The 25,362-nt window shown below is 49.7% G+C and carries 23 protein-coding genes and 1 pseudogene; 20 read left to right on the plus strand and 4 right to left on the minus strand.

Annotation, left to right across the window (positions count from 1 at the left end; all coding sequences use genetic code 11):
• Window positions 1-212: 212 nt before the first annotated feature.
• From lpdA to V3O24_RS13770, 3 genes are read right to left on the minus strand one after another with little or no spacing between them, the layout of a single operon-like run.
• Window positions 213-1,646: a dihydrolipoyl dehydrogenase gene (gene lpdA, locus V3O24_RS13760; RefSeq protein WP_331307660.1), complete on the minus strand. Its 1,434-nt coding sequence runs from the start codon at window positions 1,644-1,646 to the stop codon at window positions 213-215.
• A gap of 4 nt (window positions 1,647-1,650) precedes the next feature.
• On the minus strand, window positions 1,651-2,910 hold the full coding sequence (odhB, locus tag V3O24_RS13765; RefSeq protein ID WP_331307661.1) for a 2-oxoglutarate dehydrogenase complex dihydrolipoyllysine-residue succinyltransferase: 1,260 nt from the start codon (window positions 2,908-2,910) through the stop codon (window positions 1,651-1,653).
• 1 nt (window position 2,911) lies between these two features.
• Window positions 2,912-5,740: a 2-oxoglutarate dehydrogenase E1 component gene (locus tag V3O24_RS13770; RefSeq protein WP_331307718.1), complete on the minus strand. Its 2,829-nt coding sequence runs from the start codon at window positions 5,738-5,740 to the stop codon at window positions 2,912-2,914.
• A gap of 154 nt (window positions 5,741-5,894) precedes the next feature.
• Here V3O24_RS13770 and V3O24_RS13775 point away from each other — a divergent pair, with 154 nt between their 5' ends.
• From V3O24_RS13775 to rsfS, 19 genes are all read left to right on the plus strand, one after another.
• The gene (locus tag V3O24_RS13775) at window positions 5,895-6,656 is read left to right on the plus strand and encodes a DUF2914 domain-containing protein (protein WP_331307662.1); all 762 of its coding nucleotides are present in this window, start codon (window positions 5,895-5,897) and stop codon (window positions 6,654-6,656) included.
• A 93-nt stretch (window positions 6,657-6,749) separates the two neighbouring features.
• Window positions 6,750-7,064, plus strand: a complete 315-nt coding sequence (locus tag V3O24_RS13780) for an H-NS histone family protein (protein WP_104424419.1) — start codon at window positions 6,750-6,752, stop codon at window positions 7,062-7,064.
• A gap of 287 nt (window positions 7,065-7,351) precedes the next feature.
• Window positions 7,352-7,585, plus strand: coding sequence for a FeoA family protein (locus V3O24_RS13785; protein WP_104424280.1), 234 nt, complete (start codon window positions 7,352-7,354; stop codon window positions 7,583-7,585).
• Complete coding sequence (feoB, locus tag V3O24_RS13790; protein WP_331307663.1) at window positions 7,585-9,933, plus strand: Fe(2+) transporter permease subunit FeoB; 2,349 nt, start codon at window positions 7,585-7,587, stop codon at window positions 9,931-9,933. Before V3O24_RS13785 ends, feoB begins: the two co-directional genes overlap by 1 nt.
• The gene (locus V3O24_RS13795; protein ID WP_331307664.1) at window positions 9,920-10,144 is read left to right on the plus strand and encodes a FeoC-like transcriptional regulator; all 225 of its coding nucleotides are present in this window, start codon (window positions 9,920-9,922) and stop codon (window positions 10,142-10,144) included. Before feoB ends, V3O24_RS13795 begins: the two co-directional genes overlap by 14 nt.
• An 828-nt stretch (window positions 10,145-10,972) precedes the next feature.
• The gene (locus V3O24_RS13800; RefSeq protein ID WP_331307665.1) at window positions 10,973-11,803 is read left to right on the plus strand and encodes a hypothetical protein; all 831 of its coding nucleotides are present in this window, start codon (window positions 10,973-10,975) and stop codon (window positions 11,801-11,803) included.
• Between the two features lie 47 nt (window positions 11,804-11,850).
• Entirely contained in the window at window positions 11,851-12,165 is a 315-nt protein-coding gene (locus V3O24_RS13805; protein ID WP_331307666.1) for an SEL1-like repeat protein, read from the plus strand.
• A 16-nt stretch (window positions 12,166-12,181) separates the two neighbouring features.
• Window positions 12,182-12,640 carry a TerB family tellurite resistance protein gene (locus V3O24_RS13810; protein WP_104424276.1) on the plus strand — a complete coding sequence of 153 codons (459 nt, stop codon included), beginning with the start codon at window positions 12,182-12,184 and terminating at the stop codon, window positions 12,638-12,640.
• A 6-nt stretch (window positions 12,641-12,646) separates the two neighbouring features.
• The gene (locus V3O24_RS13815; RefSeq protein ID WP_258076657.1) at window positions 12,647-12,970 is read left to right on the plus strand and encodes a hypothetical protein; all 324 of its coding nucleotides are present in this window, start codon (window positions 12,647-12,649) and stop codon (window positions 12,968-12,970) included.
• A 101-nt stretch (window positions 12,971-13,071) separates the two neighbouring features.
• Entirely contained in the window at window positions 13,072-14,517 is a 1,446-nt protein-coding gene (locus V3O24_RS13820; protein ID WP_331307667.1) for a HAMP domain-containing sensor histidine kinase, read from the plus strand.
• A gap of 3 nt (window positions 14,518-14,520) precedes the next feature.
• On the plus strand, window positions 14,521-15,903 hold the full coding sequence (locus V3O24_RS13825) for a sigma-54 dependent transcriptional regulator (RefSeq protein ID WP_104424274.1): 1,383 nt from the start codon (window positions 14,521-14,523) through the stop codon (window positions 15,901-15,903).
• Between the two features lie 238 nt (window positions 15,904-16,141).
• Window positions 16,142-16,936, plus strand: a complete 795-nt coding sequence (locus V3O24_RS13830; RefSeq protein ID WP_331307668.1) for a ferritin-like domain-containing protein — start codon at window positions 16,142-16,144, stop codon at window positions 16,934-16,936.
• Window positions 16,937-16,972: 36 nt separating this feature from the next.
• Window positions 16,973-18,112, plus strand: coding sequence for an ABC transporter permease (locus V3O24_RS13835; protein ID WP_104424272.1), 1,140 nt, complete (start codon window positions 16,973-16,975; stop codon window positions 18,110-18,112).
• Window positions 18,109-18,909, plus strand: a complete 801-nt coding sequence (locus V3O24_RS13840; RefSeq protein ID WP_104424271.1) for an ATP-binding cassette domain-containing protein — start codon at window positions 18,109-18,111, stop codon at window positions 18,907-18,909. The genes V3O24_RS13835 and V3O24_RS13840 overlap by 4 nt, the downstream gene beginning before the upstream one ends.
• The gene (locus V3O24_RS13845; protein ID WP_104424270.1) at window positions 18,902-19,816 is read left to right on the plus strand and encodes an MlaD family protein; all 915 of its coding nucleotides are present in this window, start codon (window positions 18,902-18,904) and stop codon (window positions 19,814-19,816) included. Before V3O24_RS13840 ends, V3O24_RS13845 begins: the two co-directional genes overlap by 8 nt.
• On the plus strand, window positions 19,813-20,355 hold the full coding sequence (locus V3O24_RS13850) for a hypothetical protein (protein WP_331307669.1): 543 nt from the start codon (window positions 19,813-19,815) through the stop codon (window positions 20,353-20,355). The genes V3O24_RS13845 and V3O24_RS13850 overlap by 4 nt, the downstream gene beginning before the upstream one ends.
• 531 nt (window positions 20,356-20,886) lie before the next feature.
• Window positions 20,887-22,125, plus strand: a complete 1,239-nt coding sequence (locus tag V3O24_RS13855) for a glutamate-5-semialdehyde dehydrogenase (RefSeq protein WP_331307719.1) — start codon at window positions 20,887-20,889, stop codon at window positions 22,123-22,125.
• Window positions 22,126-22,758 (plus strand): nicotinate-nucleotide adenylyltransferase, encoded by a 633-nt coding sequence (nadD, locus tag V3O24_RS13860; protein WP_331307670.1) that lies wholly within the window; start codon window positions 22,126-22,128, stop codon window positions 22,756-22,758.
• 26 nt (window positions 22,759-22,784) lie between these two features.
• Window positions 22,785-23,138 carry a ribosome silencing factor gene (rsfS, locus tag V3O24_RS13865; protein ID WP_104424266.1) on the plus strand — a complete coding sequence of 118 codons (354 nt, stop codon included), beginning with the start codon at window positions 22,785-22,787 and terminating at the stop codon, window positions 23,136-23,138.
• A 395-nt stretch (window positions 23,139-23,533) separates the two neighbouring features.
• Here the strand turns inward: rsfS and V3O24_RS13870 are convergent, their stop codons facing one another.
• The gene (locus V3O24_RS13870) at window positions 23,534-23,758 is read right to left on the minus strand and encodes an addiction module protein (RefSeq protein ID WP_104424264.1); all 225 of its coding nucleotides are present in this window, start codon (window positions 23,756-23,758) and stop codon (window positions 23,534-23,536) included.
• A 361-nt stretch (window positions 23,759-24,119) separates the two neighbouring features.
• Between V3O24_RS13870 and V3O24_RS13875 the strand changes: the two are divergent.
• A pseudogene (locus V3O24_RS13875) lies at window positions 24,120-25,263 on the plus strand (IS3 family transposase); the annotation flags it as partial.
• Between the last annotated feature and the right edge of the window lie 99 nt (window positions 25,264-25,362).

Below are 25,362 nucleotides of genomic sequence, written 5' to 3' on the forward strand. Positions count from 1 at the left end.
CTCGATTTAACACGGTAAGATAAACGTATATTTTGACATGAAATAAGGCCGGACGCTTTAGAAATACTGGGACCGGTGATGGTATACAAGTAGCTGGAATGTTTTTACCGCGAAGAGCATGAAGGCTTGATGAACAAACCGCCTCGATTTTTTTAATGCCTGAAGTCGGCGAGAAGGTTGTTTTTAATCAAAAAATCAAGCCGATTCCGGCCTTAAGTGCTGAATCTTGTTTTGAGAGCCAGCGCCGCGCCATGCAGGGCTTTGGCAAGGGTAGGGTGGGCGTGTATGGTTCTGGCCAGGTCTTCGCTACTGGCGGAAAACTCCATGGCCAGCACGGCTTCGGCAATCATTTCGGAAGCTTGCGTGCCGATGATGTGAATGCCGAGCAGAGCGTCGGTTTCTGCGTGTGCGATAATCTTAACCATGCCTTCCGTTTGGCCTAAAGCTTGGGCGCGAGCGGTGGCTTTTAAGGGGTAGACGCCGATTTTGATCGGCTCGCCCATCGCTCTTAAAGCTTGTTCGGTCTGGCCGACCCAGGCAATTTCGGGTTCGGTAAAAACAACGCTGGGCAAAAGATCATAGTTGATAGGATTATGGAGACCGGCGATTTGTTCGGCAACAAATAGGCCTTCCTCTATGCCTTTGTGGGCAATCATCGGACCCAGCAAGGTCAGGTCGCCGATCGCGTAAACGCCGGGCAGGTTGCTGCGGCAGTTTTCATCGACATAGACATAGCCGTTTTCATCCAGCAGTAAATCGGCTTCGGCGGCGGCCAGATTTTCGGTGTTGGGTTTCCGGCCGGATGCAACAATCAGTTTATCGACGCGCAGCGCGTGAGTGCCTTCACTATCCTGATATTCTACCGTGACTTTTTTGTTGCCTTTTTTTGCGGAAATAACCCGTGCGCCCAAACGCAGTTCCAGCCCCTGTTCGGTGTAAATACGGTAAGCCTCGCGCGCGATTTGCTGATCGGTCATGCTTAAAAATGTTTCCTGCGCTTCCAACAGGATGGTTTCGGCGCCAAGCCTGCTCCAGATGCCGGCTAATTCAAGGCCGATAACGCCCGCGCCGATTATGGCCAGTCTCTTGGGGACTGCGTCGAGATTTAAAGCCATGCCGGAATCAATAATAAATGCATTGTCGATTTGTGCGCCGGGCAAATCGACCGGGGAGGAGCCTGTAGCCAGAATGATATGCTTGGCTCCGATTATTGATGAAGGCGATCGATCCGCCGGCGTAATTTCCACCCGTCGTTCATTAAGCAATTTGGCTTTCGCTTGAATGCAGGTAATTTTGTGCTGCGCAAACAAGTCGGCAATTTGTCGGCTGAGTGTTTCGATAATATTGTTTTTGCGCTGCATCATCAGCGTAATATCCGCAGTAACGGCATCGGCCTGGATACCGTGTTGCTTCAGATTGTGGTTGAGCGAGTGATAAATTTTCGCCGATTCCAATAAGGCTAAAGACGCAACACAACCGGCGTTGAGGTAGGTGCCGCCCAAGCTGCTACGGCCCTTTTCATTATGCCAGTTGTCAATACAGGCGGTTTTCAGGCCGAGCTGGGCGCAACGGATGGCGCTGGAATAGCCTGCCGGCCCTGCGCCGATAACGATTACATCGAACGGCTGTATTTGTTTTTTTTGCATGGTCTTATATGTTAAGTAATAAGTGGGCGGGCGCTTCCAGGCATTCTTTGATAGTGACTAAAAATTGCACGGCTTCGCGGCCGTCAACCAGACGATGATCATACGATAAAGCCAGGTACATGATCGGCCTGATAACAATCTGCCCGTTTTCAACCACAGCGCGCTCTTTGATCGCATGCATACCCAGGATGGCGCATTGCGGCGGATTGAGTATCGGCGTGGACAGCATGGAGCCGAAAATACCGCCGTTGGTGATCGTGAAGGTGCCGCCTTTCAAGTCGTCGTAGGTCAGGGTGCCGGATCGGGTCTTTGCGCCGAAATCGACGATGCTTTGCTCAATGCCGGCAAAATCGAGTTGATCCGCATCGCGCAGCACCGGTACGATCAGGCCGCGCTCGGTGCTGACCGCAATGCCGATGTCGTAGTAGCCGTGATAGATAATGTCGTTGTCGTCAATGGAGGCGTTGATCGCCGGAAAGCGCTTTAAGGCTTCTATCGAAGCCTTAACAAAGAACGACATAAAGCCCAGTTTGACATGGTGCTTTTTTTCAAAGCGTTCTTTGTATTGGTTGCGTAGATCAATCACGTTTTGCATGTTGACTTCATTAAAGGTGGTCAACATCGCGGCATTTTGCTGGGCCTGTAACAGGCGTTCGGCCACTTTGGCCCTTAGCCGGGTCATCGGAACACGCTGCTCCGGTCTCAGATTTGAGCCCCCCCGGCGTTCCGTCGTCTCCTTAGACGTCGGTTGACTGATGGCGGTAGGAGCTTCCACCTTTGTTGAAGACGGGGGGATTTCGGCTTTGGCCGCAGGTACTATGAGCTGGGCTTCCTGCAGGTTTTTTTTATGCAGATAATCCAGGACATCGGTTTTAGTCAGGCGGCCGTCTTTTCCAGAGCCTTTAATGGCCGATGGATCCAACGCATTTTCAGCGATTAACCGGCGTACCGAAGGGCTTAGCGGTATGTCGGATTCTTCTTGCTCGGATTCTGCGCTGGCCGCCGTTGTCGGGCTTGCTTCTATAGCTTGGGGTTCCAGTAAGGCGAGCACGTCGCCGCCGACCACAATGGAGCCGTCTTCCTTGAGTATTTTGCCTAGGATGCCGGATTCCGGCGCCGGGACTTCGAGCACCACTTTATCCGTTTCAAGGTCGACGAGATTTTCGTTCTTGATAACGGTGTCGCCGGGCTGCTTATGCCAGGCGATCAGCGTTGCGTCGGAAACGGATTCGGGGAGGTTGGGGACTAAGACTTCAATGCTCATGTTATTTTCCTGAAGGTTTGCCGTAAAGAGCCGATTGAACGACGGCTTTTTGTTGTTCTATATGGACGCGAAAATTGCCGACAGCGGGTGCTGCCGAGGCCTCGCGACCGGCATAAGTCATGCTGATTTTGGGGCCCAGATTGTCGCTAAAGTGATGTTTGGACTGATACCAGGCGCCTTGGTTTTGGGGTTCTTCCTGGCACCAGATGAATTCCTTGAGTTGCGGGTATTTGCTAACTTCCGCTCTAAATAACTCGTCGGGAAAAGGATAGAGCTGCTCAATGCGCGCAATAGCGACATGTTTGAGATCGTCCTGGCGCCGTGCTTCCAGCAGATCGTAATAGACTTTACCGGCGCACATGACCAGACGGGTCACTTTTTTCGGATTGATGTCGTCCTGCTCGCCGATGACGGATAGGAACTGGCCGGAGGTTAAATCTTCCAACGTGGAAACCGCCAGCTTATGCCGCAGCAGGCTCTTCGGACTCATCACGATCAACGGTTTGCGATACGGACGCAGCATCTGGCGACGTAACAAGTGGAATATTTGCGCAGGCGTGGTCGGACTGCAAACCTGCATATTATGTTCGGCGCACAATTGCAGATAGCGTTCCAGGCGGGCGGAGGAGTGTTCCGGCCCCTGGCCTTCAAAACCGTGCGGCAGCAGCATCACCAGGTTGCACATGCGGCCCCATTTGGTTTCGCCGGAACTGATAAACTGGTCGATAACGACTTGCGCGCCATTGGCGAAATCGCCGAATTGCGCTTCCCAGATGACCAAGGTGTCCGGCATCGTCGTGCTGTAGCCGTATTCGAAACCTAGCACGCCCGCTTCGGATAGCAGGGAGTCGAATATCTGAGCATTGCCCTGATCTTTGTCCAGATGTTTAAGCGGCGTATAGGTTTTATTCTGCAATTGATTATGTAACACAGCATGGCGATGCACAAAGGTGCCGCGCCCGACATCCTGCCCGGTCAGTCGAACGTCGTATTTCTCCATCAGCAAGGTCGCATAGGCCATGTTTTCGGCAAAGCCCCAGTCCAGCGGCATCGCTCCCGCCGCCATTTTACGGCGGTTATCCATGACTTTGGCGACCCTGGGATGTAACTCAAAGCCGGTCGGCAAACGCTGCATTCTGTCGTTGCAAAAGCGTAGGCGATCCATGGAAACAGCCGTTTTACAGGCTGATTTCCAGTCGCTGCCCAGGAATTTATTCCATTGATTGGTGTAAGGGTAGGGGCCGTCGGTTAGCACAGGCCTGGACACCACTTCGCCGGCTTCGAGCAGTTTTTGGTAGTTTTGCTCGAGCTCTGTCGCTTGCTCATCGGTGATAAGCCCGGCTTTAATCAGCTTCTCGGCATAAAGCTTCCGCGTCGTTTTCAGTTTGCGGATTTTTTTATACATCAACGGCTGGGTGGCCGAGGGTTCGTCGGCTTCATTATGCCCAAGCCTGCGATAGCAAATAAGGTCGATGACGACATCCTTGTTAAAGGTCATCCGGTAATCCAGCGCCAGTTTGGTGACAAATATAACCGCGTCGGGATCGTCGCCGTTGACATGAAAAACCGGGGCCTGGATCATGCTGGCCACATCGGTGCAATAAAGCGTGGAGCGTGCATCCTTCGGGTTGCTGGTGGTAAAGCCGATTTGATTGTTGATGACGATATGCACGGTTCCGCCGGTGGAAAAAGCGCGGGTTTGCGACATGTTCAGGGTTTCCATGATAATGCCTTGACCGGAAAAGGCTGCATCGCCGTGGATTAATATCGGGATGACCGTGTTGATGCCGTTTTCCCCCGCCCTGTCCTGACGGGCCTTGACCGAACCTTCGACCACCGGATTGATGATCTCCAGATGCGATGGATTGAACGCCAATGTGATATGGGTCGGCCCCCCCGGCGTGCTGAGGTCGGATGAAAATCCCATGTGGTATTTGACATCGCCGGTACTGACGCCCGGCGAAAGCGGCGAAGTGCCGGCAAATTCATTAAACAGGCTGGCGGGGCTTTTGCCCAGAATGTTGACCAGCACATTCAACCGGCCCCGATGCGCCATGCCGATTACGATTTCATTAACGCCTTTTGCGCCGAATCCTTGAATTAATTCGTCCAGAATCGGAATCAGTGATTCGCCGCCTTCCAGAGAAAAACGCTTTTGACCGACGAATCGATTGTGCAAATGGCTTTCTATGCCTTCGGCGGCGGTCAGTAATTTGAGCAGCCAAAGTTTTTTTTCAGGTCCCAAGTCCAGGTTGGTTTTGGAACTTTCCAAACGGTTTATGATCCAGCGCCTGATCTGGGTATCGGCGATGTGCATGTATTCGGAGCCGATACTGCCGCAGTAAATCTCTTGCAGGTTGGCGATAATGTTGCGCAAAGGCAGCCGGTCGACTCCGTAAAGCGCGCCGGTGTCGAACAGCGTGTCCATGTCGGGCTCGGAAAGACCGTAATAAGCAGGATCCATATCGGCGGGCGGGGGCAAGGTCCTTCCCAACGGATTATTGTTGGCAATCTGGTGTCCGCGGACCCGGTAATGATTGATGAGCCGGGCAACAGCCGATTGTTTTTTGACGCTTTCTTCGGTAAAACCTTGTAACTTTGCCAGTCTGCCTTGAGATTTAAGCGCAAGTTGCGCAAAGCGCTCTACGACAGGGCTGTGAGGCGTTTCAAAATCGGCGCCGTTGTGAATTTCGTTGAATTTTTTTTGCCAGCTGGCTTCGACAGAATCCGGGTCTTCCAGGAATCGTTCATACAGATTCTCAACAAAGTCGGCGTTGCTGCCATAGAGAGAAGAGGAGTCTTGAAAAAGTTTAAGCAGCTTACTCATTATGAATGTCCAATTTATTCTGCAAGGATTTTGTCTTGTCTGAACGCTTAAGTAGTATATTACCAACATTTAACCCATGTACTGACTAAAATATGCTGCGCTTAGTCAGGAAATACAGCCAAGATGTTTTCTTCCAAAGTATAGCCGGAATGATTTTATGATAGACAAAAGAAATATTGTAATTAAAGTTAAATATCCGGTATCTGGAAAAGCGCCGGAGAATCCGACGCCCAAGATGGTAACAGAGTGGAATGTTAAAAGGATTCTGCTTGCCGCCGGCGTGCTGGTTCTGATCTTATCGTCGTTGTTTTATGTTATTAATAACGATACGCAAGAGACAAATTCAGATAATACTGCGGCGATAGTTTCCGCGGCAGAAAAACAGGTGACGCCGGAGGATGATAATAGGGAAGCGGATATAAAGAGCCGGGATATACCCAGCCAGTCAGGCGCAAAAGCTAACCCTTCAGTTAAGCCGGAAAAAGAGCTTATTAAGAAAAGCAAACAAACTACCGGTATTGCTGCTAAGGAAGTTATAAAAAAACAATCCAGTAATAAATTTAATAAAGAACAATGGAATTCAGGCGATAATCATAATGTGTCGAGAGCGTGGCTAACCTATAAGATTGATAATAAAGCTCCGGGAGCCGAGGTAGTTAAGGTTTTGGACGTTAGCCGTGAAAAACCGGTATGGGTTGATTATTTTATTGAATTAAGGGCGATGAATGGTAAGCGTGTTTATCATGAGTGGCTTAAAAACGGTGTGGTTGTTTCCAGGAAAGCATCGGTTATGTCAGGAGATAGCTCGCGCACATCAAGTCGAAAGTTATTATCCGATTCCGAGCAAGGTAACTGGGCCGTGAGGCTGGTTGATGAAAAAGGCCGGTTATTAAATGAAAAGAAATTTAAAGTCGAATAACTTTTAATCGGTATATTGATTGTTAGATAATTGAATATATTTATAATCGGTTATATGATATATAATATATGTTTTTTATTTAAGGGCAAAAAAATGACTGAATATCAAGATCTTTCTGAACATGAGCTGCAAGCTGTTATTGAAAACGCAGAAAAAGCCTTAAAAAATAAACAGGCTAATAAGCGTAAAGAAGTCATAGCGCAGATTAAAGAATTGGCGGCATCTATCGACCTTATTGTAGAAATTCACGAGCCTGAGAAGAGACCTGTTCGCAAGGGCGCAAAAGTCGCCATTAAATATCGTCATCCCGACGATCATAGCAAAACATGGACCGGACGCGGCGTGGCGCCAAGATGGATGCAGGAGTTGCTGAACGCCGGGCGTCAGCGCTCTGAATTTGAAGTATAGTGTATTAAGCAATATGCATGCAGGAACGCTGACTGCCCGACGGGGCTTCATCGTTCCCGCGCCGCTCACCCGCATTTACCCGTCGTCGCGTCGGTTTTCACCGGTACATTCCTCCTTGTTGGAGCAAGTTGCAATTGCTCTACCCGCCACTTTTTCCGACTGTAAAAACATCTGTTTAAAAATACGGAAAATAGTCTGTTATATGATATAGTCATCTCAAATGAGAATGATTGCTGATAACTTTGGGCAGTTGTTTCTTAGAACACTTTAATTTTGGTGGTTAATTTATGACAACAAGCTTAAAAAGCCTGGCTGTGGGCGATTCTGGAAAGGTAGTGGGCTTTGAGCAATCGGGTAAGGCTTATCGTAAACGGCTGTTGGCTATGGGCTTGACGCCGGGAACCGAGTTCAGCATTACCCGGTTTGCGCCGATGGGAGATCCAGTCGAAATTAAATTGCGCGGATTTTCATTAACCCTGCGTAAGGATGAAGCGGCAATATTATTGATAGAGAAACTCTGATGAAAACTGATTTTACGGTTGGTGTTGTCGGTAATCCGAATTGCGGCAAAACCACACTATTCAATGCGCTTACCGGCGCCAGACAGCATGTCGGTAATTGGCCCGGCGTTACGGTCGAGAAAAAAACCGGCGAATACAGCTACGATCATAAACTGATCGAATTAGTCGATCTGCCCGGCACCTATTCGTTGGAAGCCGCCGACGATCAGGTTTCCCTGGATGAAAAAGTCGCCCGCGATTATGTCGCCTCCCAGCAGGCCGATTTAATCATCAACATTGTCGACGCCTCCAATTTGGAGCGAAACCTGTATTTGACCTCGCAACTGATCGAGATGCGGGTGCCGATGATTTTAGTCCTTAATATGATGGACGCGGTTAAGCAACGCGGCATTAAAATTGACATTGGCTTTCTCGAGCAGTTTCTGGGCTGTCCGGTTATTCCGATTACCGCCTCAACCAAGGACGGTATCGGCATATTGAAGGCCGCAGTCAATAACGCCGCTATCGCCAAGCCGATACCTTCGATAAAAATCAGCTATATCTCCGCGTTGGAGCAGGCCATCGATGAAATTTCGCCGTTGTTGACCGAGACGGCGCAACAGCATCATTGCGACCTGCGCTGGTTGTCCGTGCGTTTGCTGGAGAACGATACGCTGGCTCAGCAGATGGCGGGGGCAGCATTGTTGCCGACAGTCGCCGAATTACAGCGCCGGGTGGAATCCGAGACCGATGATGAAATAGACATACTCGCCGCCGACGCCCGTTACGGATTCGTCAATGAACTGACTGGTGGCGCAGTCTGCAAACTGAACGAAGTCAGCCGTCACACCACGGAAAAAATCGACAACATCGTTTTGAACCGCTTTTTGGGCATCCCGGTTTTCCTGTTAGTCATGTACGCGATGTTCATGTTTACGATCAACATCGGCAGCGCTTTCGTCGATTTTTTCGATCAAGCCGTAGGCGCTTTGTTGGTTGACGGTCTAAGCCTTGCGCTCACCGAGCTGAATTGGCCGCAATGGCTGATTGTCTTAATCACCAAGGGCGTAGGCGGAGGCATCCAGGTGGTCGCCACCTTCATCCCTATTGTCGGTTTTCTGTTTATGTTCCTGTCGGCGCTGGAAGATTCGGGTTACATGGCTCGGGCGGCTTTCGTGATGGACAGGTTCATGCGCATGATCGGCTTGCCCGGCAAATCCTTCGTGCCGATGATCGTCGGTTTCGGCTGCAATGTCCCTGCGATTATGGCGACGCGGACGCTGGAAAACCAGCGCGACAGGATATTGACCAACCTGATGAACCCGTTCATGTCCTGTGGCGCCAGATTGCCGGTTTACGCCTTATTCGCCGCCGCATTTTTCCCGGTCGGCGGCCAGAATCTGGTTTTCGGTTTGTATCTATTAGGCATAGCAGTCGCGGTACTGACCGGATTAATCATGCGCCATACCCTGTTTAAAGGGGAGTCGGCTCCCTTTATTATGGAATTGCCCGCCTACCACATGCCGACATTACGCGGCGTCTTTATCAGAACCTGGGACCGGCTCAAGTCGTTTTTGTTCAACGCCGGCAAAGTCATCGTACCGATGGTGCTGGTGCTGAATTTTCTTAATGCGCTGGGTACGGACGGTACATTCGGGCAGGAAAACAGCAATAAATCGGTATTAAGCGAGATAGGGCGCAGCCTGACACCCGCGTTTAAGCCGATGGGCATAGAAAAAGACAACTGGCCTGCAACGGTAGGGATTTTTACCGGCGTTCTCGCTAAAGAAGCCGTGGTCGGAACCTTGGATGCCTTGTACAGCCAGCTCGGAACGGATGATTCAGGCGCTGGCGATAAAGCGCCGTTCAATCTTGAACAGGCTTTAATAGACGCCTGTTTAACCGTGCCGAAAAAACTGCAAGACGTTGCGGACAACCTGCTGGATCCATTGGGCCTGAATATCGGCACCGTCAACGACATAGCGGCGGCTGCCGGCGAACAGGAAGTCAATGCCGGTACATTCGCCGCGATGCAGCAAAGTTTCGACGGTAAAGCCGGGGCTTTCGCCTATCTATTGTTTATCTTATTGTATGCGCCGTGTGTAGCGGCAACCGCTGCAATTTACCGGGAAACCAACCGGAACTGGACTTTATTCGTGGTGTTCTGGACCACCGGCATTGCCTACATGACCGCAACTATTTTTTATCAAACGATAACCTATAGCCGGCACCCCGACTATTCATTGGTATGGATAGCCGGATTAATCATTGCATTTTCAGCCGTATTGCTAGGCCTGTGGCTGCTCGGTAAAAATTCCGACGCAACCGGCATAAAACAAAGCCGGGAGTCTTTAAGTGATCCTGTCTGATTTGAGAGACTATTTAAGGGAGCAGCGCCGAGTTGCGCTGGCGGATATAGTCACTCACTTCAACATGGACGCCGATGCCTTGCGGGGCATGCTGGACAAATGGATCAGCAAAGGCAAAGTGCGCAAATTGCCGTTGACGTCCTCTTGCGGCACCCGTTGTTGTCAGTGCGATGCTGCTTTGACAGAGATTTATGAATGGGTTGATGAATAAATTCGTAACTTTTCATTAATAACCGGGAAACCCAAAAAACGGTTTAAAAATTACCACTCTATATTCGCTACTTACGCTATTGAACTTAACCCAAGTTAAAGTTATCGAAATATGCGCATTCTCTGTATTCTTGCACTTATAATTATCTCAATTATTGAGATAGGCCCCATTCCTATCACCCCGATTGTCTTGCTTTACGTTGTACTGTTTCGCCCGGCATGGTTTTATGAATGGGTAATCAAGATATACGACAGAGACTAAAACCGGCTGCAAGAAAAAGTGACGCGATTTTTTGGGGCTTGCGCGGCCAATATAGGAATGTAGGTTTTGTATCGGGTAAATAAAATTGAATGAGAAAACAAACGTAAAATATAAAACTGCTTAAGGAATTAGCGATAACCTTGATTTTTGTTGGCGTTGTACTGTTTATTGGACATGAGCTTGACCGATCGCACTTCAACCCTCTACTAAGAAGAAGCCGGATTAGTTTTTGGGTGGTTGAAAAAAACCGTATGAAAAGGTTTTTTTCAACCTTTAGCTTCTTTATCCCATGCTCATTTAGAAAATGGTCTTGATTTTGTTCATGTTATTAGACGTGCAGTTTGTGGCATGGAAATGGCTTAATAGTCTGTAAGTTTTGTTAAAAACCACTCGTATTATTTAACTTACATACATTAGGAATAGAATTGCCATGATATTTGAAATTGTACTTACAAGTGTTTTTTGTATCGCTGTCTTTTATGCTCATATTTTCATCAAAAAAATAATGGCTGACTAATAGCTCATCACTTATCTGTAAACTTATCAATTTAAAATTGGAGCTGAACAATGTTAAAAATCGGTATTACCATCCTTGCGTTGCTGTTTTTAGCCGCGCCTGTTTTTGCCGAAGAAGAGCCCACGATGCATCAAGTCTATTTGGCGGCTGAGGCAGGAAAGTTTACTGAGGCTCAGGCTATGATGGATAAAGTGTTGCTTGCCCATCCCAACAGCGCCAAGGCGCACTTCGTAGAAGCCGAATTGCTGGCAAAACAAGGTTTGCTCGGCAATGCCGGCGTCGAGCTGGCTACCGCCGAACGCTTACAGCCCGGATTGCCCTTTGCGAAGCCGGACGCAGTGAAGAATCTTAAGAGCCGTATTTCTTCCGCTCCAAGCGGAGTGGCGCAGCCAAACATTGTCCGTCAAAATTTGCCGTCTGCCGTTAAAGATTGGACGCCGTGGGTTCTGTTGATCTTAGGTATCGGTTTAGTTGTGCTGTTAATCGGCTATATGAGCCGGCGAAATTCCAACGTAATACCGGCTGATAGTTATGGCGGTCATGCCGCCAACTCAACCATGCCTGCCGCCGCGAATGGAGCCTCTCCGGTAATGGGGCAAGCCGCTGCCGGAGGGATGGGCTCCGGTATTATCGGAAATCTGGCAACGGGGGCGGCCTTGGGCGCCGGGGTCGTGGCAGGCGAAGCGCTGATGCACCACTTTATCGATGGCGACAAGAATAATGTTATCCCCGAACAACCGCACCGCGATGCCTCCTCCTCATGGAGCGCAGCCAGCAACGTCAGCGAGAATGACGATATGGGCGGCGCTGATTTCGGTATCGCGGATGCATCTTCATGGGATGACAGCGGGATTGGCGACGGTGGAGACGACTGGACCTAGCGTTGTATGAGACCCAAAGAGAAGTACTCGATTAACAGAGCCAAATAATGACATCGTATCCCGCCATAGTTGCAACCATTGCGATATTACTTGTTGCTTGCACTGAAAAGGCGGCAGACAGCAACCAGGCAAAAACAGTCGCGCCTCCTGTGATTAATATCACGGAAGACAGGATCGCCCAATTGCAAAGAGAAGCGCAGGCGGGAGACCCTGATGCGCAATATAACCTCGCTTATCTGTATGAAAATGGGCTGGGCGTACCCAAGAACGAAGTCAAGGCGCTTGATTTATATCAGCAAGCCGCAGATCATGGGCATTCTGCGGCTCAAAATAATCTCGATGCGATGAGTTCAGTCAAGTAAATGAAACCCTGTAAATATGCTTAACCAAATCAAACTGTTTTTTGAACAACATCTTGCGCTATCAGCACCGGAAAGCACTTCGGAAGACAAACTGCAACTTGCGACTATCGTCTTATTCCTGGAAATGATGCACATGGACGATAAAATCGAGCTAAAAGAGCAAGCCGTTATTTTATCCCTGATTCAGCGGAATTTTTCTTTAACCGCTGAGCAGGCAACCGCTTTAATAGAATTAGCCGAGCAACAAAGAAAACAGGCGACCGATTATTTCCAGTTTACCTCCTTAATCAACAAGGAATGCAGCCAGGAACAAAAAATTCGTTTAATTGAGTCGCTTTGGAAAATTGCTTTTGTTGACGGCGTGTTGGATATGAACGAAGAGTATCTGGTGCGAAAAATTGCAGACCTTTTGCATGTACCCCATACCGCTTTTATTATGGCCAAGAATCGGGTAAACGAGGAACCTGTCTTGTGATTAAGGATGAATACCAAAAACAGTATGAAGCAGCATAATTCAAACAACATCTCTCATCATATTTTGCCGAATTCCGCGACGATGGTGGGTGTCTGCATCATGGTCATCAGTATCGTCAAGAGCATGGCTCCGGGGCTGACGAACTACCTGATCGATAAAGCCGTTGCTATCGACAGCTTATTGTTCATGATCAGTGCGTTACTGTCATTTTTATCGATTCGGCTAGAGCGCTCCACTGTGGGCTTGGAGCGGTGGGCGGAAATTATCTTTTTACTGGGATTGGTGTCGATGACGCTTATTACAGTGATTTTTTCTTTTGAAATTATTTAATCTAAAAATCAGCCTATACGGCGCCGGTTATCGGACAGCGTATCGACGGCTGAATTATTGAACCGAACCAAGACATCTTTTACAGTGATTTTTTATATTAAATGAAACCGATTTTTTATCGTCCTGCCCAGTTGCGCGGCTTGGCCTTCCTGGGTTTGCTGCTGCTGGCTCTCGCCATACTCGGCGGTATGATCTGGCGGAATGTACATCACTTTGAAACGGTTTTTTCTTATGTCAACTATTCCCACCGCATCCAGAATGTATCGGTAGGCCTACAGCAATCGCTGATTGAATATCTGACCGAAACGGTGTCGGATTCGCATCCCGAAGCACTGACCAAAACGCTGGGCGAGATGGATGCTTTAATGATGGATAAGCGTTATTTGTCAGAGGAGACCAGAGCCAGTCTGGAAACAGTCCGGGCTATGTTGGCCGATTTGTCCGCACTCAAAAAAGACGAACAACATCATCATCTGTTAGCGGCCCTTAAATTGATGGATAAAACGCTGGATAACGAGACCTTGCAGCGTGATGAGTTACTGGAAAATATCAGTCTGGATACCCAGGCCGAACTGTACGTGGCCTTGGCTATATTCACCGCGATTTTGGTTGTGGCGCTATTGTTTTTACGCTACAGGATCCTGCATCCGCTCAACGATTTGAGAGAATTGTTGCAACATTTGACTGAAGAGAATTTCACTTCGATTACCACCGATCATCTTGATCCTCTGCTGTTACCGGTGTTTGTCAGCTATAACGATATGGTCAAATATTTGGCCGAATTGGAGGATGCAAACCGCTTACACGCTCAATCATTGCAACATGAAGTCAGGCTGGCCACCCAAGCCTTACTGGAGCAGCAATACAGTCTGGCGAGAGCCGACAGGCTGGCCGCAATCGGCGAAGTCGCCGCGGAATTGGCCCACGAGATACGCAATCCGTTGGCGGGGATTCAAATGGCAATCCGCAATTTGCGTCGTGAGATTGATGACAGGGATCAACTGGAAAGGCTGGACTTGATCAATGCCGAACTGAAACGGATGGCGATATTGCTTAACGATATGCTCGGGCAAAGCCGTCATTCGCCGGAATTGGCTACCGCTTTTGATGTCAGGACCCTAATCCGGGATTTGGTCGCGTTGACCCGCTACCAGATTGCCGAGAACATCCATCTGGACATAGAGATTCCCTGTGCATTGCCGGTACACCTGCCCGAGAGCGGGTTGAGGCAGGCTTTGTTGAACCTGATACTGAATGCGGCCGATGCGCTTGAAGGCAACTCGGGGACTGTTTGCATCAAGGCCCGTACCTCCAGGCAAGGACTGCATATCGACGTGCAGGATGACGGCGTCGGTTTTTCCAAGGACATGCTGGAGCACGGCATCAGGCCATTCCGCACCAGCCGTCAACGCGGCACCGGGTTGGGGCTGGCGATGGTGCAGCGCTTTGTCAAAGACGTCGGCGGTACAATCAGCCTTAGCAACCAGCCGACTCATGGTGCATGCGTATCCATATTCCTGCCCAACGAATGCCTAATCAGAGATTAAATCATGATAGAAACCCTGCTTATCATTGAAGATGAAAAGCTGCTAGGTTCCGAGCTGTCGCGCCATTATCGGCAGTCCGGCTGGGAAGTGGTGCTCGCGGCCAATCTGGGAGAGGCCAGGGAATTATTGCTGGATAAAAAGCTGGAGCCGTTGCTGATTCTTTCCGACATGAATTTGCCGGATGGCAATGCGCTGGATTTTATGGAAAAAATTAAAACAGAGATAGGCAATACCGAATGGTTGTTCTTAACCGGTTACGGCAATGTGCCGGATTCGGTCAGGGCATTGCGTCTGGGGGCTTACGACTTCCTGGAAAAGCCCTGCGATCTGGATCGGCTTGACCTGATCGTCGCCAGCGCCGCACGTAGTGCGTCGATCCAGCGGCGGGTTGTCGATCAAACCAAGAACCGGCATCGGCGCTATACACCGAATGCTTATGTCGGCCATAGCCGGCAGGCGCAGGGTGTGCGGCAATTATTATCCAAGCTGACGCAAGTACCGTTCAGCGCGCTGATTATCGGGGGCGAGAGCGGCACCGGCAAAGGTTTGGCTGCGCGAATACTGCATTACGGCGGTTCCCGCGCCCAGCAGCCGATGATTGAAGTGAACTGTGCGGCGTTGCCTAGGGAGCTGCTGGAGTCGGAATTATTCGGTCATGAACCCGGCGCATTTACCGGAGCCGCAGGACGGCATCGCGGCCTACTGGAACAGGCCGACGGCGGCACGCTGTTCATGGACGAAATCGGCGAAATGCCGCTGGATTTGCAGGCCAAATTGCTCAAAGTGATTGAAGATCACAAAGTCCGGCGCTTGGGCGGGGAAAAGGAAATTCAGGTCGATGTGCAGATAGTCGCCGCCAGCAACCGCGATCTGGAAAAAATGGCCCGGGACGGCAGTTTTCGCGCCGATTTATACCACCGTTTAAGCGTGTTCAAACTGATCTTGCCGCCGTTGCGCGAAGCGGTAGAAGACCTTGACGAACTGGTGCCGCTATTTGTCGCCGAATACAACGCCAAAGCCGGACGCCAGGTTAAAGACATTCCCGATGCGGTGTGGGACAAATTAAAAGCGCATTGCTGGCCGGGAAACGTCAGGGAGTTGCGTAACGTCATCGAGCGCTGCGTATTGTTTTCCGATGGGCCGACCTTTCCCGGACAATGGCTGCAATTGCCCGGCCAGCCCTCCGTGGAGGCTTTGCAAACCGAACAAGGTATTTGGTTGCCCTTGGATGGCAGCATGGCGCTGGATGATATGGATTGCTTTATTATCAAGACCGCTCTGGAGAGGGCGGACAACAACCTGACCGCCGCAGCCAGAGCACTCGGAGCCACCAGGGAAACGCTACGCTATCGGGTGCGGAAATATAACCTGAAAATTGCTGATTGATTTTGGTGATGGGTTGGGGCTATGCATTGCTACCAATACAGCCGATACAATAAAAATACCGCAAACCAGCGCTGCTGGTATCTGCAACCCAATTGAAACGTCCCTCGACAAAAGATTGACGCCATTCATCGGAATGTCCGCATAAACTGCAAAAAGCAACTTCAAGCAAAGCAGGTATAATGAACCGATTGAGCAGACAGTTTAAAACTGCGCCAAGCCAATATTCCGATTATAAAAAATGAAAAACATATTTGAATTTGCCGAGGCATTTTTTCAGCTGACCGATGTCGATGATAAATTGGCGCTGACGCATCAAGCATGGCACACTTACACCACGGGCGACTTAACGTTCAGCTCGGATCAGCCGGTTTTACCGATAGATCAGGTAATATTTCCCGGGCGGCCGGAGTTGTTGGCGCCGCGGCAGATGCCCCGGCGGAAACTGACCACGCCCGACGGTGTTGCGGCTTTTTTTCATGCCATTGCCCATGTTGAATTCGTCGCCATTTACCTGGCCTGGGATATTTTGTACCGTTTTCGCGGCATGCCCGAACAATTCTACCGGGACTGGCTGCGAGTGGCGGATGAAGAAGCCCAGCATTTTGCCTTAATCAGGGCGCATTTGCGGGCCATGCAGCTTGATTACGGCGATTTACCGGCACACAGCGGTTTATGGGATCATGCCAAAGACACGGCCGATGATTTACCGGGCAGATTGGCGATGGTCCCCCGCTGCATGGAAGCGCGGGGGCTGGATGTGACGCCCGCGTTGATTGAAAAATTCAGGGTGCGGGGTGACAATGCCAGCGTGGCAATTTTAACGCGCATTTTGACCGACGAAGTCGGGCATGTGGAATTGGGTTCTTACTGGTTTAAGTTTGTTTGTCAGCAACGCGGTTTTGATGCCGAAGCCAAATACCGGGAGTTGATCGATCAATACTATGTGGGCGGAAAACCTAAAGGCCCTTTTAACAGGGAGCTGCGCAAAATGGCCGGCTTTTCGGATGCCGAGCTGGATTGGCTGGAATGTTAACGGCGTCAACTTTCAGATAGGAAATCGGAAAATACGATGACTGATACCTCAACAAATCAGGATACACCACCTACGCTGGACATCGTTGACCAGGGCAGAGGACAATCTTGTGTCAAATTATCAGGTAGTTGGAATCTTCGCGGGTTGCTAACCGCCCCCGATCTGGGCCGGAAAATTAGTTCATACGCGGCCAATAAAAATATTCAATGGGATATGACTCCTGTCGATGTGCTCGACAGCGCCAGCGCGTTGATTCTCTGGAAAGCATGGGGGAAAAAGTTGCCGCTTGCATTGCAGTTGAAGCCTGAGCATCAGCGTTTATTTGATCTCTGGCAAGCTCAGCCTCCCCCTGAATCCGAACCGGGTGGATACAGTTCAAGCCTTGCTATTAAATACGTGTCTCAACTGCTCGCCAACTTTTGGGGGCAGTTGCTGCAACTGGTGACTTTATTGGGTCAACTGTTTTTGGATATGGGCTATTTGTTGCTGCACCCGGGCGACATTCCCTGGTCGGAAATTTCCATTACGATTTATGAATCCGGGGTCCGCGCTTTGGGCATCACGGCGCTGGTCGGATTTTTGATCGGCATCGTGCTGAGTTATTTGTCGGCGTTGCAATTGAAGATTTTCGGCGCGGAGATTTATATCATCGATATTCTGGGCTTGAGCGTCATTCGTGAGTTAGGACCCTTGTTGGCGGCCATTCTGGTTGCGGGCCGTTCAGGTTCGTCCATGACCGCGCAAATCGGTATCATGCGGGTGACCGAGGAACTTGATGCGCTCTCGGCGATGGGCATATCCCATTCCTTGCGCCTGATTCTGCCCAATGTGATGGCTTTGACTATCGTCCTGCCCCTGATAGGCATATGGACCAGCGCGTTGGCGTTAATCGGCGGCATGGTTTCGGCGCAAAATACATTGGACATCAGTTACCTGCAGTTTTTCCTTAAATTGCCTGATGTGGTGCCGTTGATAAACGTTTTGATCGGCCTGCTGAAAAGCGCCGTTTTCGGTTTGATGATTGCGCTGATTGCCTGCCACTTTGGTTTTAGGATCAAGCCGAATACCGAAAGTCTTGGCAATGAAACGACTAACTCAGTGGTGGCGGCCATTACCGTGGTGATTATGGTTGATGCGGTATTCGCCATTCTGTTTATGAATGTGGGGATGCCATGAGCGATCCCTACGCAATACGGCTGGAGCATGTCTGGACCCGTTTTGGCGATCCCGGCAAGGGTACTGACAAGATTGTTCATCGGGATATTAATCTTTGTCTGGAACACGGCGAAATTTTAGGACTGGTTGGCGCATCCGGCTGCGGCAAGACGACGCTGCTGCGCGAAATTATCGGTTTGCAAATACCCAGCCAGGGCGAGGTGTTCGTGATGGGGCAGTCTTTGAAAAATGTTGATTCTAATCACGACCAGCGCTTGCGTAACAATTGCGGCGTGCTGTTTCAGAAAGGCGCGTTATTTAGCGTTTTAAATGTGTTTGATAATATCGCCTTTCCGCTCAGGGAGCTGGGTTTTGATGACGAAGAGTTGATTGCGCGCATTGTGTTCATGAAGCTGGCGATGGTGGGTTTGGCGGGTAGTGACGCTTGGTTAAAGCCGGCCGCTTTGTCGGGCGGCATGATCAAGCGGGTGGCGCTCGCCCGTACTATGGTTCTGGAGCCCGGGCTGTTATTGCTCGATGAACCGACCTCTGGCCTTGATCCCATTTCCAGCGAGGATTTTGTCAAGCTGTTGTCCGATATGCATAAGGCTCTTCATTTTACCGTAGTCATGGTGACTCACGATTTGGATATATTGAGGGATTTGTGTACCAAGGTTGCGGTACTGGCGGATAATAAGCTGGTTGCTTTTGGACCGTTGGCCTCTGTTTTGGACTGCGAGCATCCTTTTGTCGAGGAATTCTTTCACAATAGGCGCGCTGAACGGGTATTTAAATATAAGGAAACTGCTCATGGGTAGAGAAAACCACGCACTGATTACCGGTCTGTTCTTGATTGCTTTGGTGACGGCAACGACGGCGATTATTTACTGGATCGGCACTATGAATAAGGAACGCAATCTCTACGTTGTTTCAACGCGAGCATCTGTGTCCGGGCTGAATCCCGAATCTACGGTTTTTTATCGCGGCATAGCGGTAGGGAAAGTGCGTAAGGTCAAGTTCGATCCTTTAGATTCCGGCATCATTCTTGTTCCGATTGAAGTCGATAAGAATATCGTGCTCAGTAAAGGCGTTTTCGCGACCTTGCGCTTAAAAGGCGTGACCGGCTTAACCCAAATTCAGCTGGAAGATTCGGGTACCATTTCCGAACGGTTATTGCCGGGGGACGATCCCTTGTCCCGTATCCCGTTAATGCCGTCGATAACCGATAAACTGATGAATTCAGGGGAAGATCTTTTGCATAAAGCCGATCATTTAATGCAGCGGCTCAGTTCGTTATTAAACGATAAAAACGAAAAGAATATCGGTGATCTTTTAAGCAACCTGACAACATTGACGGACAAGCTGTCCGAGTTGCAAAAAAGTGTTGATAAGGCGCTCATCGGTGTACCCGCATTGACGACGGATGCCCGAAAAACCCTGACGAACATCGACGGCTTGACGCATGATTTGCAGGGCTTAACCCGTGAAGTGCAAAATCTCAGCATAAAAGCGGGCAGTCTTGTCGATAGCGGGAAAGCTACCGGCGATGCACTGGGGCAGTCGACGCTACCGAAAGTTAACAAGCTGCTGACTGAGTTGCAGTCGACAACGCAGCAGGTAAAAAGAGTCGCCACGATGCTGGAAAATAATCCGCAGGAATTGTTGCTGGGGCCAAGTCAACGAGATGCAGGGCCGGGCGAACCGGGCTATAAGGAGCAGCAATGAGATACTTATTAATCGGCTATCTAGTATTTTTCACTGTAGCATGCAGCGATGCAGCCAAGCCGCCTGAATTGCATGATTTCGGTTTGCCCGTGTCAACCGCGACGCATCAGGGTAGGGCGTCGGTTAACATCAATGCGCCGACCTGGCTTTGGGATAACCGTATCCGTTACCGCTTGCTTTTTGCCGAGCCTTCCCAAGTCAGGTATTACGGTTTGGATCGCTGGATTGCTTCGCCGCCGGAATTGTTTGAACAGTTTTTGATTTTCAGCGGCAAAGCAAAAGATTACGCGTTGATAATTCGGCTTCAGGATTTTGAACAGCAATTTGAAGCGCCTGAACGGGCTAAAGTGGTGCTGCGTTTCTCCGTGGAAGCTTATGCCGCCAATAATAAAAAAATCGGCGTTCAGGAGTTTTACCTGCAACAGTTTACTAAAACGCCAGATGCTGCCGGTGCAATCAGCGGCTTTACTGATTTGACGCACCAGGCTGCGGAAAAGATCCAAGGTTGGCTGGCAGGGTTGCCGAATCGTCAGGATTAGTTATTTAGTTGGATTGTTTAGTTTTTTTCGGGCAAAAAAAACCTCCCAGTGCCGTGAGGGCAAAGGGAGGAGAGGTGTACAGACACTGGATAGTTCTGAACTTTCACACTACGAGGAGGTATATGAAACTTTTCGAGATAGGCTGTTCAGCCCCGATCTCATGACAATATTGTTGGAAATAGCAACGCTGCAATAAAATATGTCGGACGATTCGTTAATTGGCTAGTCCGATGAGAAAAATGCAATTTATTATCTGATGGCTAAAGATTATACAGATGCAGTTATATGCTTACAATGCAGCGTTAAATTAATAGATTGTTTTCATTTTGTTGATAGTTATTAAGGGATCTATCCTCTTAAGTAATCGATTGTCTTTTCGTAAGCAACCTGAGCTATAGCAAAGTTAACTCATAAACTTGTTTAATATCCGATAGTTGTTGCGTTTAAGTCTGTCAAAGGCATCGATTAAACGGTATAATCGCGCAAAACATTCATACAGTTAAAGAGAACCTAGTGGATATCAAAGAATACATGAAAGGCCTGGGGCAAAAAGCCAGGAAAGCAGGTCGGGAAATAAGCCGCACCGAGTCAGGCAAAAAAAATCTGGCCTTGCTGAAAATTGCCGCAGCTATTGAAAACAGTCATGAGCTGTTGATTGCGGAAAACCGCAAGGATTTGGATGCGGGCAAGAAAAACGGCCTGGATGCGGCCTCGCTGGACAGGCTGGAATTAAAGCCATCCGGTATTCAAGCGATGGTTGAAGGGTTAAGACAGGTCGCCGCATTACCCGATCCGGTCGGCGAAATCACTGATTTAAGTTACCGGCCCAGCGGCATACAGGTCGGCCAAATGCGCGTGCCTTTGGGCGTGATCGGCATTATTTACGAATCCCGCCCCAATGTGACGGTCGATGCGGCGGCCTTGTGCCTTAAATCCGGCAATGCCTGTGTCTTAAGGGGCGGCTCGGAGTCCATCCATTCCAATCAGGCGATTGCGGCCTGTATTTCCCAAGGCCTGCAAGCGGCGGGTTTGCCGATGGAAGCCGTGCAAATCGTCGCGACGGCGGATCGCGCGGCGGTCGGCGAACTGATCACGATGAACCAATACGTTGACGTGATCGTGCCGCGCGGCGGCAAAAGCCTGATCGAACGCATTTCCAAGGACGCAACAATTCCAGTCATCAAGCATCTGGACGGCATTTGCCATGTTTATATCGACGACACAGCCGACATAGACAAAGCGGTCAGGATTGCGGTCAACGCCAAAACCCATCGCTACGGTGTTTGCAATGCAATGGAAACTTTGTTGGTTGCCGAGAGCATTGCCGCAAAAGTATTGCCGCTGTTGGCCGAAAAATACAGCGAAAAAGGCGTCGAATTACGCGGTTGCCTTAAAACCTGTTCTTTAGTTCCAAACTGCATCAGAGCGACTGAGGAAGACTGGGACACAGAGTATCTGGCCCCGATTCTATCGATCAGGATAGTCGACGGCATCGATCAGGCGATGGATCATATCAATCGGCATAGCTCAGGGCATACCGAAGCGATTGTGACCGAAGATTACACCTTGGCCCGCCGCTTCTTGCGGGAAGTGGATTCCAGCTCGGTGATGGTGAATGCCTCGACCCGCTTTGCCGACGGCTTTGAATACGGACTGGGCGCCGAAATCGGCATCAGCACCGACAAGCTGCATGCACGCGGCCCGGTAGGCTTAAAAGGGCTGACCTCATTAAAATACATCGTTCTGGGTGACGGCCATATCCGGCAATAAATGATCGGCATCTTCGGCGGCACCTTCGACCCGGTACACTACGGGCATTTGCGTTCGGCGCTGGAAGTCAAAGACATCTTCGGGTTGGATGAAGTCCGGTTGATCCCCTGCGCTAATCCGCCGCACCGCGAGCAACCCACCGTAACCGCCGAGATGCGCTTGCAGATGCTGGAGCTGGCGATAAAAAACCAGCCGGGGCTAAAAATCGATACCCGGGAACTGGAAAGGTACGATTTGCATCAAGTGCCGTCGTATATGGTCGATACGCTGGCGTCTTTAAGGCAGGAATTCCCGACCGAATCCTTATTGTTGTTTATCGGCACTGATGCGTTCAAACATTTAACCGGCTGGCATCAATGGCAGCGGTTATTCGACTATGCGCATATCGTGGTGATGACCCGGCCGGGCTTTGAAAGACAGCAGCTCGATGATTTTTTTAAAGCCCGGCTGGCCGGAGTAAATGAGTTGGCTCAGGCTGCCGCAGGAAAATTATGCTTCCAGCAAGTCACCCAGCTGGAAATTTCGGCGACGGCGATCAGGGACATAATTGCAAGAAAACAGAATCCGGGTTTTTTATTGCCCGATGCTGTCATAGAATACATCAAGCAACACAAGCTTTACGAGACACGTTGATCTCATTATTTACACTAGGAATTTGAATGCAAGCAGAAGATATATTGAAAATTGTCCAGGATGTTTTGGATGAACGCAAAGGACAAAACATAACGACACTTGATGTGCGGGGCAAAACCAGCTTTACCGATTATATGGTCGTAGTAACCGGTACTTCGGATCGTCACCTGAAGTCGTTATGCGAGTATGTATCGGAAAAGTTAAAGGAAAACGGAGTAAGGCCCTTGGGTGTTGAAGGCGATTTAGGCTCGGACTGGGTGCTGCTGGATTTGGGCGATGTAATTGTCCATGCGATGACCGCTCAGGCGCGCGAGTTTTATCAGCTTGAGAAACTGTGGTCGGTTGAGGGTTCTAAAGAAGGCGAGCAGCAAGTCTCGTAGTTTTGTAGATACCGACGCTAGTTCCCAAGCTCCAGCTTGGGAATTCTGTTCTGGAAGCCCCAGCTTCCCGTGTCGCGAAGCTGGGGGCTTGGGAGCCAGCACAACTTAGACTCTGTCGCGCCAATAATCCGGTCGTCGACGATGCGGAGCAACAACTAAGACTTCAACATCAGCACCAACCAGCCGGTAGAGAATATTGTACGGGAAACCTGGAAGCCGGTAACGCCGAATATCGGGTGGGAACTCAACCTTATAGCGGAGTGGGGCCGCGCAAACCTTGGTCATTGCTGCATCGAAGGCTGCAAGATAACGCACACCAAGGCCCGGCTGCCGGGATTCGTAATAGGTTACGTGTTCGAGGTGTTCAACTCGCGCCCTCGGGTTGAAGAAGTAACTCACTTAAGAAGAGCCTGAGCCTCTCGACGCACTACGTCGGCTGGAATGCGCTGAACTAACCCTTGGTCTAACTCGGAGGCACGATGTGCGGCCTCTTGAAACCAAAGTTGCTCAATCTCCGTGTCTGACAGGTCATCAAGGCTGGACAGTAATTGCTCAGCTAATTGAGCGCGCTCCTGGGGCGGAAGGGACAACGCTTCATGACGGATTGTTTCGATGTTCATTTGATCACCACTTATTTAAAAATAGCGCTAACGCAAAGTTAAGTTTAATTATTATAACATTACGGTGCAATACGCTGTGCTATTGCACCCTACATATGCGCCTTACCGCGTTACAAAACATCCGCCTTACAGCGTTGTTACGAGCAATTTTATTGCGGTAAAATGACATTGATTGCCGCATCCTTTTTGTCAGTCCAGCAACTGCTGATATTTTTCTGTTTACACCTCTGATATGCATTTTCTCCAAGAAGCTCTCGGGTTTTATCTAAGTTCGATTGCTGAACTGTCGCTCCCCATATAGTGGTCCCCGAAATCCAGACAGTAGTTTAAGCTATGCTCTGAGCTAAATTAGAGGCCGAAAATGAGTGAAAAGAAACGGAAGATTTTTACCGGAGCGCAAAAAGCCAAGGTTGCCTTAGAGGCCGTCAAAGGCATGAAGACGATCAATGAAATTGCTCAAGAACATGGGGTACACCCGAATCAGGTGAGCCAATGGAAAAAAGAGTTATTGGAAAATGCGGGCAGCCTGTTTGAAGGCAAGCGAGGGCCGAAACCGGCTAATACGGCAAGCGACCCGGACCGGTTATACGCCAAGATTGGACAATTGAACATGGAATTGGACTGGCTTAAAAAAAAGTCTGGGATCAGCCTTTAAATGACCGCCAGAGCTGGATAGAGCCAAATGCCCCTGTTGCGTTATCAACGCAATGCAGGCTTCTCAAGATCACACGCTCAGTGGTTTATGAGCAGAAAAAGCGCTTATTGAAAGAAACGAATGAGTGCGAACTCGTGTTATTACGCTTGCTGGATGAAGAGTACACAAGGCACCCGTTTTATGGCTCACGGCGCATGAAGCTTTACCTGAGTGAATGCGGCTATAGCGTCAATCGCAAGCGGGTGCAGCGATTGATGCAAACATTAGGCTTGGTCGGCATGTCCCCCGGCCCGAATACCAGTAAACCGCATCCGCAGCACAAAATTTATCCGTACCTGCTCCGTGGCGTTGACATTATTCGACCCAATCAGGTGTGGAGTACCGACGGCTGCCCCGCGGATTTGTTTATCTGGTGGCGATTATCGACTGGTACAGTCGGAAGATGTTGTCGTGGCGACTGTCGAACACCATGGATTCAGGGTTTTGCGGGGACTGTTTGGAAGAGGCCATCAAGCTGTACGGTACACCGACCATTTTCAATTCCGACCAAGGATCGCAATTCACCAGCGATGCCTTTACCGGCGTGTTGCTCAAGAACCGCATCACGATCAGTATGGATGGACGAGGCCGGGCATTGGATAATATTTTTGTCGAGCGGCTGTGGCGAACGGTGAAATATGAAGAAGTTTATTTAAAGCAGCACAGCAACATGCCGGATTTGTTGATGGGATTGGCGCAGTACTTCCAATTCTATAACCAGGAACGCTGGCATCAAGCGCTGGGGTACAAAACGCCGGATGACGTCTATAAATCGGCTAGGGGCGGCGGAGCAAAGATTGTCGATAAATTTAACGGTACGGATGAGGCATCAGCCTCCGTGCTGGAAAACTGGGACAGCGCCATTCCGCTGGAGTACGAACAGAGCTCTATCTTAAATTAAGGTATTTTT

The sequence above is a fragment of the Methylobacter sp. Wu8 genome, from assembly GCF_036440755.1.
Lineage (GTDB): Bacteria > Pseudomonadota > Gammaproteobacteria > Methylococcales > Methylomonadaceae > Methylobacter_A > Methylobacter_A tundripaludum_A.